Source organism: Lentilactobacillus raoultii (assembly GCF_900411375.1).
Classification (GTDB): Bacteria; Bacillota; Bacilli; order Lactobacillales; family Lactobacillaceae; genus Lentilactobacillus; species Lentilactobacillus raoultii.
The window spans coordinates 72007-86762 of the sequence record NZ_LS422992.1 but is presented as its reverse complement, the minus strand read 5'-3'; the positions used below and the strand labels follow the sequence as shown (position 1 = coordinate 86762).

Below are 14756 nucleotides of genomic sequence, written 5' to 3'. Positions count from 1 at the left end.
ACTACTTTCTAATAAATAAAACCGCTACGCCAACTAAAATAAAAATCAGCCAACTAATTGTGTCCTTACCCTGCCATTTATACAAGCGATACTTAGTCCGATGTTCACTATCCGAAAAACCGCGAGCTTCCATTGCTGTGGAAAGATTCTCGGCATGATTAATCGCGCCTGTAAATAGTGGTACTAGCAATGGCACCGCTGCCTTAACCCGATGTTTTAAACTCCCTGAACCAAAATCAACTCCTCTGGCACGTTGAGCATTCATAATCGTCTCCATTTCATCCATTAAAGTAGGAACGAACCGCAGGGCAATTGATAACATCAATGCCAGTGTGTCAACGGGGAACCTTATTTTTTTCAGCGGTTTCAGGATAGTTTGTACCCCATCCGCGATTGCCAGGGGAGTCGTCGTTAACGTTAAAACTGTTGAAATCATAATAATTAAAAGGAACCGCATAAAGATAAAGCCACCATTGATCAGACTCTCATCAGTCACTGAGAATGGGCCAAAATGCCAAAGAACGTGACCACCACTACTAAATAGAATTTGTAACAGGACGGTGAAAATAATTAACCAGATTAAAGGTCTAATGCCTTTTAAGAAATACATAATGGAGATTCCAGAAGATAAGATAGCTACTAAAATAAGCACACACAAAACACCGTAGGATGGCAAATTATTAGCAAAAAAAATAACAACAACAAAATAAAAGCATAATAAAAGCTTTGATTGTGGACTCATTTGATGAATCCAAGAATGACCGGGGAGATATCGTCCAAAAATGAAGTTACTCATTTTGTGTCTCCTTTCCCAACCAGATGAGCAATTTTATTAGCAAGTTGTTCAACAGTTAGTGGTAATTCCCCCAAATCAACGCCGGCAAGTTTTAGTTGTTGCGCAAATTCTGCACTACTGGGTAAGTCCAACTGCATATGGTATACCCATTCCGGATCATTAAAAATTTGCTCTGGTGGTCCTACCTTTACTACTTTTCCCTGATCCATCACAATCACATTTGACGCATAATCAATTACATCATCCATTTGATGAGTTATCAAAATAATCGTTATCTGTTTTTTCTGATTTAAAAACTTAGCCAAATCCATAATTTCTCGATGACCCTTAGGATCAAGCCCAGCTGTTGGTTCATCTAAAATAAGAATTTCAGGGTTCATTGCTAAAACACCAGCAATGGCTACCCGGCGCATTTGTCCACCAGATAAATCAAATGGAGAATGATTAGAAAAAGACTTGTCTAAGCCGACTAATTCCATTGCTTCATGCGCAGCAGCTTCAGCGTCTTGATCAGAAACACCATAGTTTTTAGGCCCAAATTTAATATCTTTTAAGACCGTTTCTTCAAATAGCTGCTTTTCAGGAAACTGAAACACCATGCCAACTCGTCTTCGAAAAGCCTTCAAATTTTTATTTGTTGTTTCAGGACTGATCATTTTCCCTAAAACATCTATCTGTCCTGACGTTGGTTTTAGTAAAGCATTAATATGTTGAACCAACGTTGATTTACCACTACCCGTATGCCCAATAATTGCAGTAAAAGAGCCCTTTTCAATTTGGAGAGTAATATCGTCCAAGGCATTTTGAGCAAAGGGTGTATTTGCCTGATAAGTATGAGTTACTTGGCTGAAACTAACTGCTGTATCCATGTGATTAGCTCCTTATCATCCATATATGACTTTTCTGCCACTATTCCACGTTTTACTAAGGCTGCAATCAACTTAGCTGTATAGGGAATGTCCAAGCCCACTTCCTTTAAGCGCTTTGAATGTGAAAAAATCGCACGCGGTGTATTTTCATCAATAATCTTACCTTGATTTAAAACAATTACCCTATCAGCCTCAGCCGCTTCGTCAATATCATGCGTAATTGAGATCACCGTCAAGCGGTTTTGTTCCTTAAGATGTCGAACAAGTTTAAGAATTTCTTTTCTACCACGAGGATCCAACATACTAGTAGCTTCATCTAGAATAATGATTTTTGGACTAAGCGCAATGATTCCAGCAATCGCAACTCGTTGTTTCTGACCACCAGACAAGTTAGCTGGAATTCGTTCGCGAAAATCCCACATTCCGACATTTTTCAAGCTCTTCTCAACAATTTCATGCATTTTCTCACGCTTTACCAATCGATTTTCCAATCCAAAAGCGACATCATCCTCTACTGTTGCACCAACAAATTGATCTTCTGGATTTTGAAAAACCATGCCAATTCGATCTCGAATATCGTAAATGTTTTGATCATTAACCATTAAGTCATCTACAATGATTTCTCCCTGATTCAGGACTAATAAACCATCAATCAGTCTGGCCAACGTACTCTTGCCACTACCGTTTTGACCAATAATCGCCAACCATTCTCCCTGATGAACAGTTAGAGATAACTGGTTAAACAGCAAAGGACGTTCAGGATAACTATATGAAATTTTATTAACTTGGATAATCTCTTTCATCAAATTAGCCTCAAACACTTTCTATAGTTGATTTTATAAGGAAATATCCCTTTTTCATTAATGGTTACGAGAGGAATATGAGATCCTCTGGGAGTTTTATGTACAAAAAAATCACTGCCAGATAATTGGTGCATGGGACTTACCCACATTCAAACTAGACTAGGAATTCAAAATCCCACCATCATAACGTTCTATACCAAAAACCCGAGTGATTCTCGTGAAATGTGACAAATATTTGTAGGAAACTAAAATGGAACTTTTTTAGTCAACTAGTTCTAATACGACCATTGGAGCACCGTCTCCACGACGTGGCATCATCTTAAGAATCCGAGTATAACCACCATTTCGATCAGCGTACTTAGTAGCCAACTCTCCAAACACTTTTTGCAAAGCAGTTGTGACAGTAATGTCATCGCCATCTTCTTTAACATCAGCAACGACGTTGCGAATAAAAGAAGCAGCTTGACGACGAGCATGTAAGTCACCACGCTTACCAAGTGAGATCATCTTGTCGGCAGTTGAACGAACTTCTTTAGCTCGAGCTTCAGTTGTAATAATTTGACCATGAATAATTAGTTCAGTAGTTAAATTACGAAGTAATGAGCGTCGATGTGCACTCGAACGTTGTAATTTCCGATAACTCATTTCTGGTTGTCCTCCTTTATAAATTTAATTAATCTTCTTTACGAAGTGAAAGGCCCAAAGCAGCGAGCTTTTCTTTTACTTCTTCAAGTGACTTCCGACCCAAATTTCGAACCTTCATCATGTCAGGTTCAGTCTTTTCGGTAAGTTCTTGAACAGTATTAATGCCGGCACGTTTCAAACAATTATAAGACCGAACCGAAAGATCCAGCTCTTCAATTGTCATTTCCAACATTTTTTCTTTATGGGTTTCTTCTTTCTCAACCATGATTTCGGTATTCTTAGCTTCATCAGTTAAATCAACAAACATCTCCAGATGCTCAGTTAAAATCTTAGCTGCTAAGCTAACCGCTTCACTTGGTGTGATCGAACCATTAGTCCAAACATCCAAAGTCAATTTATCAAAATCATCGCGTTGGCCAACCCGCGTACTTTCAACTTGATAGTTGACACGTTCGATTGGGGTATAGATGGAATCAACAGGAAGAACACCAATTGGCATCTCAGTAGCGCGTTTCTTGTTTTCAACAGCAGAAACGTACCCTCGACCCCTATTAGCAGTTAATCGCATATGGAAAGTAGCACCTTCAGCAACAGTTGCAATGTGAAGATCCGGGTTAAGAACTGTCACATCACTATCGCCTTGAATATCACCGGCAGTCACGTCAGCAGGGCCAATTACATCAATTTCCAAATTTTCTTCTTCGTCTTCAGGTCCATCTAATTTCAACGAAATTTTCTTAACATTCAGGATGATCTGGGTAACATCTTCAACAACGCCTTTAATTGTTGAGAATTCATGAAGAACATCATCAATCTGGATGCTGGTTACGGCAGCTCCTGGAAGTGATGATAACAAAGTACGGCGAAGTGAGTTCCCGAGAGTAGTACCGTATCCTCTTTCGAGTGGTTCAACAACCACCTCACCAAAGTTCTTGGTTTCTTCAATTTTATGAATGTTAGGCTTTTCAAATTCAATCATTCTTATCATTAACCCCTTTCAAAACGCGTGAGTCCATGTGCAATATATCAATACGTATAGGCAAAATAAACATCACTATATTGAATCAATAAAAACTAAACTCGACGACGCTTTGGAGGACGAGAGCCATTGTGAGGTACAGGCGTTACATCACGAATAGCAGTAACTTCCAGCCCAGTAGCCTGAAGTGCTCGAATTGCAGCCTCACGACCCGAACCAGGGCCTTTAACAGCAACTTCAACAGACTTCATGCCGTGTTCCATTGATGATTTTGCAGCAGCTTCAGCAGCCATTTGGGCAGCAAACGGTGTTGATTTACGACTTCCGCGGAAACCTAAAGCACCAGCTGATGACCAAGCAATTGCATTACCTTGAGTATCAGTAATCATCACTAAAGTATTGTTAAATGTTGAGTGAATATGAGCAACACCTGAAGCAATATTTTTCTTAGCCCGACGTTTACGACTTGACTTCTTGTTTACCATAAAAACAGATGACCTCCTTTATAAATTATTTTCTTCTGCCTACTCCAGAAGTTGCCTTTCCCTTACGAGTGCGGGCATTGTTCTTCGTATTTTGACCACGAACGGGCAAGCCACGACGATGACGCATTCCACGATATGAACCAATTTCTTGAAGTCGTTTAATGTTCATGCTGATCTCACGTCGCAAGTCACCTTCAATTTTAAGGTCGCTCACGATCTCACGAATTTTATCCTCTTGGTCAGGAGTCAAATCACGCACACGAACATCTTCAGAAACACCTGCTTTTGCAAGAATTTTTTCTGAAGTACTTGTACCGATACCAAAAATGTAAGTTAATCCGATGACAATTCGTTTGTCACGGGGTAAATCGATTCCGGCAATACGAGCCATTTAGTATACACCTCCTGTTTTAATTCTACTTTCCTTGGCGTTGCTTGTGCTTTGGGTTCGCTGAGCAAATCACCATTACACGGCCTTTTCGCTTAATAACTTTGCAATGTTCGCACATTGGTTTTACTGATGGTCTTACTTTCATTTTTAAACCTCCTCAAAAAATGATGGAGACAAACAATTACTTAAATCGATAAGTAATTCTTCCCTTTGTTAAGTCATAGGGTGACATTTCAACAGTAACTTTGTCTCCCGGAAGAATTCGAATGTAATGCATCCGAATCTTACCAGAAACATGGGCTAAAATTTCATGTCCATTTTCAAGTTCAACTCGAAACATTGCGTTCGGCAATGTTTCGACGACTTTTCCTTCAACTTCAATAACATTATCCTTTGCCACTATTTAACACCTCCAAATTAAGTTAAATTGAATTTAAAATATAAACGAATTCGACAAACCTTTGACAGTCTAACACATTCATTATATTTCATCAATCCAATAGTCTCAACACCTAATTTATGGCGGGTCATAGCTTGCTTAAGATGCCATCGACATCTTGCCAAACCTTATCGATATCTTGATCACCATTAACATTAAATAACAGGTCGCGATCCTTATAATAAGAAATCAACGGCGTATTCATTTTAACATTAACTTTCAAGCGTGTTTTAACAGCTTCCGGTTTATCATCATCACGCTGGTAAAACTCATGTGATCCACAAATATCACAAGTTCCGGCAACTTTTGGCATGTGATACAACTTATTATAAGTTGCGCCACAATTTTTGCAAATAAACCGGGCTGTTAAACGATCAGTTAAGATTTTAGGGTCGACATCGATGTTAATCACTGCAGATAATGGTTTATTTAATTCATCTGTCATATCCGCCAATGCATCAGCTTGTTCCAAAGTCCTAGGATAACCATCAAGCAAAAAGCCGGGCTGAGTATCTTGATGAGACAATCGTTCTTTCACAATTCCGTTCGTAACCTCATCTGGAACTAAATTGCCTTTATCGGTAAACGATTTAGCTTTTAGTCCAAGTGGTGTTCCATTTGAAATTGCTTCACGGAACATATCACCTGTCGAAATGTGTGGAATTTGGTACTTATCGACAATAAATTGTGCTTGAGTACCCTTACCAGCTCCGGGTAATCCCATTAAAATCAGATTTAATGCCATTTTTTCTTTTCCTCCTCGTGAGATGTTTTAATCACTATATTCACCAGTCGTTGGCCGAGAACCTTTAATGAAGCCGACGTATTCACGCTTCATCATTAATCCACGAATTTGACGAATGGTTTCGATCGCAACACCTACAACGATAAGAAGACTGGTACCACCAAGTCCGATTGACTCATCCAAGTTCCATACATTCTGGGCAATCAGCGGAATTAATGCAACCACCCCTAAGAAGAGTGACCCAACAGTACTCAATCTCATTAAAAGATTTGATACATAACTTTGAGTCTCATGGCCTGGCCATACACCAGGAATATAACTACCTTGCTTCTGCAAATTTTCTGATAACTTTTCAGGATTAACTTGAACAAATGCGTAAAAGAAAGTAAACATGATAATCAAAATTGTGTAAAAAGCAGCACCTGTTGTGGTTTGCATATTAAATACATTATTTAAAACTTGATACCAAGTTGTTGTGGAATAATTGTTGGTAAAAGCCATTAGGATTGTCTGCGGAGTTGCAATGAATGAACTCGCAAAAATAACGGGGATAACACCCGCAACATTAACCTTAAGAGGCAAATAACTACTATCTGGAGAACCGGCAACTCTTCGCGTATATTGAATTGGAATCCGACGTTCAGCCTGTTGAACCCAAGTCACAAAAGTCACAATGACTAACACAATGATTAAAAGTGCCAGGGAAAAGAGAATGGGTTGCCATAAATCAGAACCACTCACGCCAACAAAGTATTGCTGCCACAGTGAATGTAGTCCCGTTGGAATTCTCGCAATAATTCCTGCAAAAATAATCATTGAAATTCCATTACCAATTCCTTTTTCAGTAATCATGTCACCCATCCAAGTTGTCAACATCGACCCACCGGTTAAAATAACACCGATAACAATAAACGTTTTAACACTTGGATTAGTTACTAGATTCAAACTACTAAGTTGGTTAAATCCTGCAGTAATCCCAATTGACTGGAAGAATGCAAGTACCACGGTCAAATATCGTGTATGTTGGTTCAATTTTCGACGACCAACTTCTCCTTGTTTCCCCCACTCAACATACTTTGGGACGATATCCATTTGAAGCAATTGGATAATAATTTGAGCAGTGATGTATGGAGAAACTCCCATCGCAAAAATCGAATAGTTAGTTAGTCCACCACCACTAAAGGTATTCAGGATACTAACCAATCCCGATGATGCAACAGACGTTAAAGCTTTTGCATTAACACCAGGAACAGTTATAAAGGATCCTAACCGGAAGATAATCAAAACAAAAAGGGTAAATAAAATTTTGTTTCGAATTTCCTTAACCTTAAACGCACCAGTTAGAGTCGAGAGCATTAAACCACCTCGATTTTACCGCCAGCATTTTCAATTACAGATTGTGCAGTTTTTGAAAACTTATTAGCCTTTACGGTTAATTTCTTATTCAATTTACCGTCTCCAAGAACCTTAATCCCAGATTTAGCATTCTTAACGATTCCACGATCTTGAAGCAGCTCAGGTGTTACTTCAGTTCCTTCATCGAAAACATCAAGTTTTTCAACGTTAACAACTGCGTATTCTTTACGGTTGATATTGTTGAAACCACGCTTTGGTGTTCGACGATACAATGGCATTTGACCACCTTCGAAACCAATTCGTGTCTTGCCACGAGCTTTTTGGCCTTTTTGACCACGGCCAGCAGTCTCACCTTTACCAGCAGAACGGCCACGACCTTTACGGGTACGCAATGAACGAGAACCTTCTGCAGCTTTCAATTCATTTAATTTCATAAAATTTGGCACCTCCTTACAAATAATTAATCTTTGAGTTGTTCAACTTCAATTAAGTGAGCGATTTTAAACAAAGCGCCACGAATTGATTCATTATCCGGCTTAACAACTGTACTGTTAACCCGACCCAAGCCGAGTGCCTTCACAATTTTACGTTGATTTGGGAGGCGATGCGCTACGCTACGTTTTAAAGTAATTTTTAATTGAGCCAATTAAAACACCCTCCTTATTCAGCCAAATGTTGGGTCGATACACCACGTAAAGCTGAAACTTCTTCAGCACTCTTCAATGAAACCAAGCCTTCAAATGTTGCTCGGATAACGTTGACAGGAGTATTGGAACCCAATCGCTTACTAGTAACATCGTCAATGCCGGCAAGTTCCATGACAGAACGAACAGCACCACCCGCTGCTACTCCAGAACCTTCTTCAGCAGGCTTTAACATGATTCGTCCACCACCGTAAGTTCCAACAACTTCATGAGGAATCGTTGTACCAACAATCGGAACCTCAATTAAGTTTTTACGAGCTGCTTCAACAGCTTTACGAATTGCTTCAGGAACTTCTTGTGCTTTACCAGTTCCGAAGCCAACATGACCATGCTTGTCGCCAACCACGACTAAAGCAGCAAAACGAAGACGACGTCCACCTTTAACAACTTTAGTGATCCGGTTGATAGCAACAACATTGTCTTCAAGCTCTAACTTATCAGGATCAATAAACTTCTTCATGTGCGGTTATTCCTCCTTTTATTAAAATTCTAGTCCATTTTCACGAGCAGCATCAGCGAGAGCCTGAACCCGACCATGGTAGAGATAACCGCCACGATCAAAAACAACTTTTTTGATGTTCTTTTCGCTTGCACGTTCAGCTACTAATTTACCAACACCAGCTGCTTGTTCAGTCTTGTTACCATCACTGATTGCAGAATCAAGTGTTGAGGCACTAACAAGCGTTACACCCTCTACGTCATCAATAATTTGCGCGTAGATGTTTTTATTAGAACGAAAAACGTTCAAGCGTGGGCACTCGGCAGTACCAGAAATTTTATTCCGGACACGGTTATGACGACGTTTCCGACTCTTATTTTTATCTGGTTTAGAAATCACAATAGTCACCTCAATAATTTATTAAGCTGGTAGTTTACTTACCAGTCTTACCTTCCTTACGAATAATATGTTCGTTTTCGTAACGAATTCCTTTACCTTTGTATGGTTCAGGTGAACGAACATCACGAACAGACGCAGCAAAATCTCCAACTCGTTGCTTACTGATTCCACTGATGTGAATTGTTGTGTTATCAGGTACTTCAACGGTGAGATCTTCCGGTACAGTTATGTTAACCGGGTTTGAATAACCAACTGTAAGGGTCAAAGTCTTACCCTTAAGTGCAGCACGATATCCAACACCGACTAACTTCAAAGTTTTTTTGAAACCATCCGTAACGCCCTCAACCATGTTGTTGAAGTTTGCTCGCATTGTTCCATGCAGAGCGCGAACTTTATTGTTGTAGTCAACAGCTGGTTCAAAATTAACTTCATTGTCTTTAATATTCATTTTAATTTCAGAAACAAATTCACGAGTTAAAGATCCTTTAGAACCCTTAACAGTCACTTTGTTACCATCGGTTGTCACTTCAACACCTTTTGGCAGGACAACTGTTTTATAACCAATTCGACTCACGGATCACACCTCCAATTTTTTGAAATATTACCAAACGTAAGCTAATACTTCGCCGCCAATTTTTTGGGCGCGAGCTTGTTTGTCAGTAATGACACCGTTTGATGTAGAAATAATCGCAATTCCAAGGCCATTTAAAACCTTTGGAACAGCATCTGCTTTAACATATGAACGCAACCCTGGCTTTGAGATACGTTTCAAGCCAGTGATGACACGTTGCTTATCCTTACCGTATTTCAGGAAAACGCGGATAACGCCTTGCTTGTCATCTTCAATGTATTCAACATCGCGGACAAAGCCTTCACGTTTAAGAATTTCAGCAATGTCACGTTTGATTTTTGATGCAGGAACTTCAACCGTTTCGTGATAAACCATGTTGGCATTACGAATGCGAGTTAAAAAGTCTGCAATGGGATCAGTCATAGACATCAGCGAACAACCTCCTTCTTAGTAGTTATTACCAGCTAGCTTTCTTCATACCAGGAATTTGACCCTTGTGGGCAAGTTCACGGATGCAAAGACGGCATAAGTGGAATTTCTTGTAAACTGAACGAGGTCGCCCACAACGTTCGCAGCGCGTATAGTTCTGAGTTGAGAACTTTGCAGGGCGTTCACTTTTTACAATTAATGATTTTTTAGCCAATGTGAAACCTCCTCAATTATCTAGCAAATGGCATACCGAACTGAGCCAGTAATTCATGTGACTCTTCATCAGTATTAGCAGTTGTGACGATCACGATGTCAAGACCTCGAACACGGTTAACATTATCGTAGTCAATTTCCGGGAAAATCAATTGTTCACGAACACCTAAAGTATAGTTACCTCGACCATCAAAGGCTTTCGGGCTAACACCGTGGAAATCACGAACACGTGGTAATGAAACATTGATTAGTTTATCCAAGAAATCATACATTCTGTCACCACGAAGAGTCACTTTGGCACCAATTGACATACCTTCTCGTAGTCTAAAACCGGCAATTGACTTCTTAGCCTTAGTGACCAATGGCTTTTGACCAGAGATTAAAGCAAGTTCTGAAACTGCTTCATCCAAATTTTTGGCATTGGTAACAGCATCACCAACACCCATGTTAAGAACGATTTTGTCAATCTTCGGGGCTTGCATGACTGACTTGTAGCTAAACTTGTCCATCATGTGTGGCACAATTTCTTTATTAAATTGTTCATGTAAACGACTTATCATTTAAAAGTTATCCTCCTTTCCCGGTTTAAATTAGTCAATCGCTTTTTGCGATTTTTTAGAATAACGAACTTTTTTGCCATTTTCAAACTTAATTCCAACACGAGTTGGTTCGTTTGTCGATGGATCAATCAGCATCACATTAGAAACGTGAATTGGTGCTTCTGCATCAACAATTCCACCATTAGGATTTGCTGACGAAGCCTTGGTGTGCTTCTTAACTTTATTGACACCCTCAACAATTACACGATCTTTAGAAGCAATAGTCTTTTTGACCGTTCCTTCTTTTCCTTTGTCCTTACCACTAATAACACGGACCTTGTCACCAGTTTTAATGAACATGTTGGCACCTCCTTATATCCTGGTTGGTTTACAGCACTTCTGGGGCTAATGAAACAATCTTCATGAAGTTGTTATCACGTAATTCACGAGCAACCGGGCCAAAGATACGAGTGCCTTGAGGGCTCTTGTCATCACGAACCAGAACCGCAGCATTTTCGTCAAATCGAATGTATGAACCATCAGTCCGACGAGTGACAGCTTTAGTACGAACGATTACCGCTTTAACCACGTCACCCTTTTTGACAACGCCACCTGGTGTTGCTTGTTTAACCGTAGCAACAATGGTATCACCAATTCCAGCGTACCTTCTAGTTGAACCACCCAAAACCTTAATAGTTAACAATTCTCGTGCACCTGAGTTGTCGGCAACTTTTAATCGACTTTCTTGTTGAATCACAGGTATATCCTCCCTTCATCGTCAAATAAAATACGATAATAATGGTATTTAAATCAGTTAAATAATAACCGCTTTTTCAACAATATCAATCAAACGGAAACGTTTCGTCTTTGAAAGAGGACGAGTTTCCATAATCCGTACGATATCGCCGACCTTGGCTTCGTTGTTTTCATCTTGAGCAGTGAATTTCTTTGAATAACGAACTCGCTTACCATAAGTAGGATGTTTCTTGTAAGTCGACACCATTACAGTAATTGTTTTGTTATTCTTGTCAGAAACAACACGTCCCTGATAAACTTTACGCTGGTTACGTTCTTCAGCCATTAATGATAACCTCCCTTATCGTATTTTACTTGTTTAACTCTTGCTGACGCAGAGCTGTCTTAATCCGAGCGATATTTTTTCGAACTTGCTTCAATCGCGCCGTGTTCTCCAATTGCCCAGTGGCTAACTGGAAACGAAGATTGAACAACTCATCTTTGTAATCTTTTTCTTTTTCAAGCATTTGAGCAGTGGTTAATTCATTAATTTCTTTAGCTTTCATTTGATTCGCCACCTACTTCCTCACGTTTTACAACCTTTGTACGAACGGGAAGTTTATTGGATGCGAGACGCAATGCTTCAGTAGCAACTGCTTCAGAAACACCACCGATTTCAAACAAGATCTTACCACGCTTAACTGGTGATACCCAGCCAGCTGGTGTCCCTTTACCATTACCCATTCGAACGCCGACACCTTTTTCAGTATATGATTTGTGAGGGAAGATCTTAATCCAAACTCTTCCACCACGCTTCATATAACGAGTCATCGCCACACGGCAAGCTTCGATTTGACGGTTTGTGATCCAATGTGAATCAAGTGCTTGCAAACCGTATTCACCAAAAGTAACCGTTGTTCCGCCCTTAGCGTTTCCGCGGAGTTTTCCACGGTGCTCACGACGGTGCTTTACACGTTTAGGTACTAACATGCTTATTTGCCTCCTTTATCAGCTTTACTGCTCTTTGGCTTTTCAGGAAGAACTTCACCACGATAGATCCAAGTCTTTACACCAATCGAACCGTAAGTTGTAAAGGCTTCAACCCATGAATAGTCAATATCAGCTCTTAAAGTATGCAAAGGAACAGTTCCATCAGAATATGATTCAACACGAGCCATATCTGCACCGTTTAAACGGCCTGCAACTTGAGTCTTGATCCCTTGAGCGCCCGCACGCATCGTTCGCTGCATTGCTTGACGCATTGCACGACGGAAAGCAACACGGCCTTCCAACTGTCGAGCAATATTTTCACCAACAAGTTTTGCATCAAGGTCTGGCTTTTTGATTTCAATAATATTAATGTGAACTCGTTTGCCCGTAAGATTATTTAATTCCTTACGAAGACTTTCAACTTCTGATCCACCTTTACCAATAACCATACCTGGTTTAGCAGTATGAATTGAAATGTTAACACGATTTGCAGCACGCTCAATTTCAACAGTTGAAACAGAGGCATTAGCAAGTCGCTTTTCAATGTACTTACGAATTTGCAAATCTTCACGCAAATATGCAGCATAATCTTTGCCAGCGTACCACTTGGCTTCCCAGTCACGAATAATACCAACTCGTAAACCATTAGGATTTATTTTATTTCCCACGCGTTATCCCTCCTCTTTTTCAGACACAACGATTGTGATGTGACTAGTTCGTTTATTAATTGGTGATGCCGAGCCCTTAGCTCTTGGACGAAAACGTTTTAAAGTTGCACCTTCGTTTACGTATGCTTCACTAACAATTAAGTTTTCTGAATCTAAGTCAAAATTGTTTTCTGCATTAGCAACAGCAGATTTAAGTACCTTAGAAACCACTGGAGAAGCACCGCGTGGTGTAAAGTCCAAGATGGCGGCTGCTTCAGCAACGCTTTTACCTCTGATAAGATCAACTACAAGACGGACCTTACGAGCGGCAATGCGAACAGTTTTGGCAGTTGCTTTTACTGATGTAACTTGTTCAGCCATTTGTTATCCTCCTTGTTTATACAGTCTTCTTATCGTCAGTACCGTGGCCATGGAAAGTCCGAGTTGGAACAAATTCTCCAAGTTTGTGGCCAACCATATCTTCTTGGATAAATACTGGCACATGTTTACGCCCATCATAAACTGCGAAAGTATAACCAATAAAACTTGGAAAAATTGTTGATCGTCGTGACCATGTCTTGATTACAGACTTTTTTTCTTGGTCCTTTTGGGCATCAACCTTTTTAAGTAAATACTTATCGGCGAATGGCCCTTTTTTTAAACTACGACTCATTTTGAAACCTCCTCTTCATATGCAAACTAATTGCATATGCTTTTTACATCTTCGATCCCTTACGACGACGAACAATAAATTTGTTTGAACGCGCTTTTTTAGAACGAGTCTTCTTACCAACTGTCTTCTTACCCCATGGTGATAATGGTGATGGAAGACCAACCGGTGCTTTACCTTCACCACCACCATGAGGGTGATCGTTAGGGTTCATTACAGAACCACGAACATGTGGACGTTGGCCCTTATAACGAGTTCGACCTGCCTTACCAACATTGATCAATTCGTGTTCTTCATTGCCAACTGATCCAATCGTGGCACGATTAGTTGCCAAAACCATTCGAACTTCACCTGAAGATAAACGAACTAACGCATATTTACCATCACGACCCAGCAATTGTGCTGAGGCACCAGCAGAACGCGCCAATTGGCCACCTTTTCCAGGCTTTAATTCAATGTTGTGAATGATTGATCCAACAGGAATGTTAGCTAAAGGCAATGCATTGCCGACTTTAATATCAGCATCTGTACCTGATTCGACCTTGTCTCCAACCTTTAATCCTTTTGGTGCAAGAATGTATGATTTAACACCATCGACATAAACCAACAATGCAATGTTAGCAGTTCGATTAGGATCATATTCGATTGCTTTAACCGTTGCCGGAACGTTATCTTTGCTTCGCTTAAAATCAATAACTCGATATTGATTCTTATTACCACCGCCACGGTGACGAACAGTCATATGACCGTAATTATTACGGCCGGCTGTTTTGCTTTTAGACTCAAGCAATGACTTTTCAGGCTTACTCTTAGTGATAGCACTGTAGTCTAAGCTGGTCATATTACGTCGACCATTGCTGGTTGGCTTATATGTTTTAATAGCCACAACGTTTCCCTCCTAATTCATTAAAT

Annotated in this window: 28 protein-coding genes; all 28 read right to left on the bottom strand. The window is 40.0% G+C overall.

Features of this window, described 5'->3' with window-relative positions:
* Position 1 precedes the first annotated feature (1 nt).
* The 28 genes from ED605_RS10610 to rplB all read right to left on the bottom strand — a co-directional run bounded on the left by ED605_RS10610 (position 2) and on the right by rplB (position 14730).
* Entirely contained in the window at positions 2-796 is a 795-nt protein-coding gene (locus ED605_RS10610) for an energy-coupling factor transporter transmembrane component T family protein (protein WP_121978864.1), read from the bottom strand.
* A complete protein-coding gene (locus ED605_RS10605; RefSeq protein ID WP_121978863.1) occupies positions 793-1665 on the bottom strand; it encodes an energy-coupling factor ABC transporter ATP-binding protein in 873 nt (290 codons plus the stop codon). The genes ED605_RS10610 and ED605_RS10605 overlap by 4 nt, the downstream gene beginning before the upstream one ends.
* The gene (locus tag ED605_RS10600) at positions 1635-2468 is read right to left on the bottom strand and encodes an energy-coupling factor transporter ATPase (protein ID WP_121978862.1); all 834 of its coding nucleotides are present in this window, start codon (positions 2466-2468) and stop codon (positions 1635-1637) included. Before ED605_RS10600 ends, ED605_RS10605 begins: the two co-directional genes overlap by 31 nt.
* Before the next feature lie 261 nt (positions 2469-2729).
* The gene (gene rplQ, locus ED605_RS10595) at positions 2730-3113 is read right to left on the bottom strand and encodes a 50S ribosomal protein L17 (RefSeq protein ID WP_121978861.1); all 384 of its coding nucleotides are present in this window, start codon (positions 3111-3113) and stop codon (positions 2730-2732) included.
* 28 nt (positions 3114-3141) lie between these two features.
* The gene (locus ED605_RS10590) at positions 3142-4092 is read right to left on the bottom strand and encodes a DNA-directed RNA polymerase subunit alpha (protein ID WP_121978860.1); all 951 of its coding nucleotides are present in this window, start codon (positions 4090-4092) and stop codon (positions 3142-3144) included.
* Between the two features lie 95 nt (positions 4093-4187).
* Positions 4188-4577: a 30S ribosomal protein S11 gene (gene rpsK / locus ED605_RS10585; protein ID WP_121978859.1), complete on the bottom strand. Its 390-nt coding sequence runs from the start codon at positions 4575-4577 to the stop codon at positions 4188-4190.
* A 25-nt stretch (positions 4578-4602) separates the two neighbouring features.
* Entirely contained in the window at positions 4603-4968 is a 366-nt protein-coding gene (gene rpsM, locus ED605_RS10580) for a 30S ribosomal protein S13 (RefSeq protein WP_121978858.1), read from the bottom strand.
* 25 nt (positions 4969-4993) lie between these two features.
* Positions 4994-5113, bottom strand: a complete 120-nt coding sequence (gene rpmJ, locus ED605_RS10575; protein WP_011668476.1) for a 50S ribosomal protein L36 — start codon at positions 5111-5113, stop codon at positions 4994-4996.
* Positions 5114-5149: 36 nt separating this feature from the next.
* Complete coding sequence (gene infA / locus ED605_RS10570; protein WP_003559541.1) at positions 5150-5368, bottom strand: translation initiation factor IF-1; 219 nt, start codon at positions 5366-5368, stop codon at positions 5150-5152.
* 127 nt (positions 5369-5495) lie between these two features.
* Positions 5496-6152, bottom strand: coding sequence for an adenylate kinase (locus ED605_RS10565; RefSeq protein WP_121978857.1), 657 nt, complete (start codon positions 6150-6152; stop codon positions 5496-5498).
* Between the two features lie 27 nt (positions 6153-6179).
* Complete coding sequence (gene secY, locus ED605_RS10560) at positions 6180-7508, bottom strand: preprotein translocase subunit SecY (protein WP_121978856.1); 1329 nt, start codon at positions 7506-7508, stop codon at positions 6180-6182.
* Positions 7508-7942 (bottom strand): 50S ribosomal protein L15, encoded by a 435-nt coding sequence (rplO, locus tag ED605_RS10555; protein ID WP_121978855.1) that lies wholly within the window; start codon positions 7940-7942, stop codon positions 7508-7510. Before rplO ends, secY begins: the two co-directional genes overlap by 1 nt.
* Positions 7943-7968: 26 nt before the next feature.
* The gene (gene rpmD / locus ED605_RS10550; RefSeq protein ID WP_121978854.1) at positions 7969-8154 is read right to left on the bottom strand and encodes a 50S ribosomal protein L30; all 186 of its coding nucleotides are present in this window, start codon (positions 8152-8154) and stop codon (positions 7969-7971) included.
* A 14-nt stretch (positions 8155-8168) separates the two neighbouring features.
* A complete protein-coding gene (gene rpsE, locus ED605_RS10545; protein WP_121978853.1) occupies positions 8169-8672 on the bottom strand; it encodes a 30S ribosomal protein S5 in 504 nt (167 codons plus the stop codon).
* A 21-nt stretch (positions 8673-8693) separates the two neighbouring features.
* Positions 8694-9050: a 50S ribosomal protein L18 gene (gene rplR / locus ED605_RS10540; protein ID WP_121978852.1), complete on the bottom strand. Its 357-nt coding sequence runs from the start codon at positions 9048-9050 to the stop codon at positions 8694-8696.
* Between the two features lie 34 nt (positions 9051-9084).
* A complete protein-coding gene (gene rplF / locus ED605_RS10535; protein WP_121978851.1) occupies positions 9085-9624 on the bottom strand; it encodes a 50S ribosomal protein L6 in 540 nt (179 codons plus the stop codon).
* A gap of 27 nt (positions 9625-9651) precedes the next feature.
* Positions 9652-10050 (bottom strand): 30S ribosomal protein S8, encoded by a 399-nt coding sequence (gene rpsH, locus ED605_RS10530; RefSeq protein ID WP_008855790.1) that lies wholly within the window; start codon positions 10048-10050, stop codon positions 9652-9654.
* A gap of 28 nt (positions 10051-10078) precedes the next feature.
* Positions 10079-10264 (bottom strand): type Z 30S ribosomal protein S14, encoded by a 186-nt coding sequence (locus tag ED605_RS10525; protein WP_003635667.1) that lies wholly within the window; start codon positions 10262-10264, stop codon positions 10079-10081.
* 16 nt (positions 10265-10280) lie between these two features.
* A complete protein-coding gene (gene rplE, locus ED605_RS10520; protein WP_121978850.1) occupies positions 10281-10823 on the bottom strand; it encodes a 50S ribosomal protein L5 in 543 nt (180 codons plus the stop codon).
* Positions 10824-10853: 30 nt separating this feature from the next.
* Entirely contained in the window at positions 10854-11162 is a 309-nt protein-coding gene (gene rplX, locus ED605_RS10515; protein WP_121978849.1) for a 50S ribosomal protein L24, read from the bottom strand.
* A 28-nt stretch (positions 11163-11190) separates the two neighbouring features.
* Positions 11191-11559 (bottom strand): 50S ribosomal protein L14, encoded by a 369-nt coding sequence (gene rplN, locus ED605_RS10510; protein ID WP_056983600.1) that lies wholly within the window; start codon positions 11557-11559, stop codon positions 11191-11193.
* Positions 11560-11616: 57 nt separating this feature from the next.
* Positions 11617-11883, bottom strand: a complete 267-nt coding sequence (gene rpsQ / locus ED605_RS10505) for a 30S ribosomal protein S17 (RefSeq protein WP_121978848.1) — start codon at positions 11881-11883, stop codon at positions 11617-11619.
* Between the two features lie 25 nt (positions 11884-11908).
* On the bottom strand, positions 11909-12103 hold the full coding sequence (gene rpmC, locus ED605_RS10500; RefSeq protein WP_121978847.1) for a 50S ribosomal protein L29: 195 nt from the start codon (positions 12101-12103) through the stop codon (positions 11909-11911).
* On the bottom strand, positions 12093-12527 hold the full coding sequence (rplP, locus tag ED605_RS10495; RefSeq protein WP_121978846.1) for a 50S ribosomal protein L16: 435 nt from the start codon (positions 12525-12527) through the stop codon (positions 12093-12095). Before rplP ends, rpmC begins: the two co-directional genes overlap by 11 nt.
* Before the next feature lie 2 nt (positions 12528-12529).
* Positions 12530-13195 carry a 30S ribosomal protein S3 gene (gene rpsC, locus ED605_RS10490; protein WP_121978845.1) on the bottom strand — a complete coding sequence of 222 codons (666 nt, stop codon included), beginning with the start codon at positions 13193-13195 and terminating at the stop codon, positions 12530-12532.
* Between the two features lie 3 nt (positions 13196-13198).
* Entirely contained in the window at positions 13199-13555 is a 357-nt protein-coding gene (rplV, locus tag ED605_RS10485; RefSeq protein ID WP_121978844.1) for a 50S ribosomal protein L22, read from the bottom strand.
* 16 nt (positions 13556-13571) lie between these two features.
* The gene (gene rpsS / locus ED605_RS10480) at positions 13572-13847 is read right to left on the bottom strand and encodes a 30S ribosomal protein S19 (protein WP_121978843.1); all 276 of its coding nucleotides are present in this window, start codon (positions 13845-13847) and stop codon (positions 13572-13574) included.
* 43 nt (positions 13848-13890) lie between these two features.
* The gene (rplB, locus tag ED605_RS10475; RefSeq protein WP_121978842.1) at positions 13891-14730 is read right to left on the bottom strand and encodes a 50S ribosomal protein L2; all 840 of its coding nucleotides are present in this window, start codon (positions 14728-14730) and stop codon (positions 13891-13893) included.
* Positions 14731-14756: the final 26 nt, after the last annotated feature.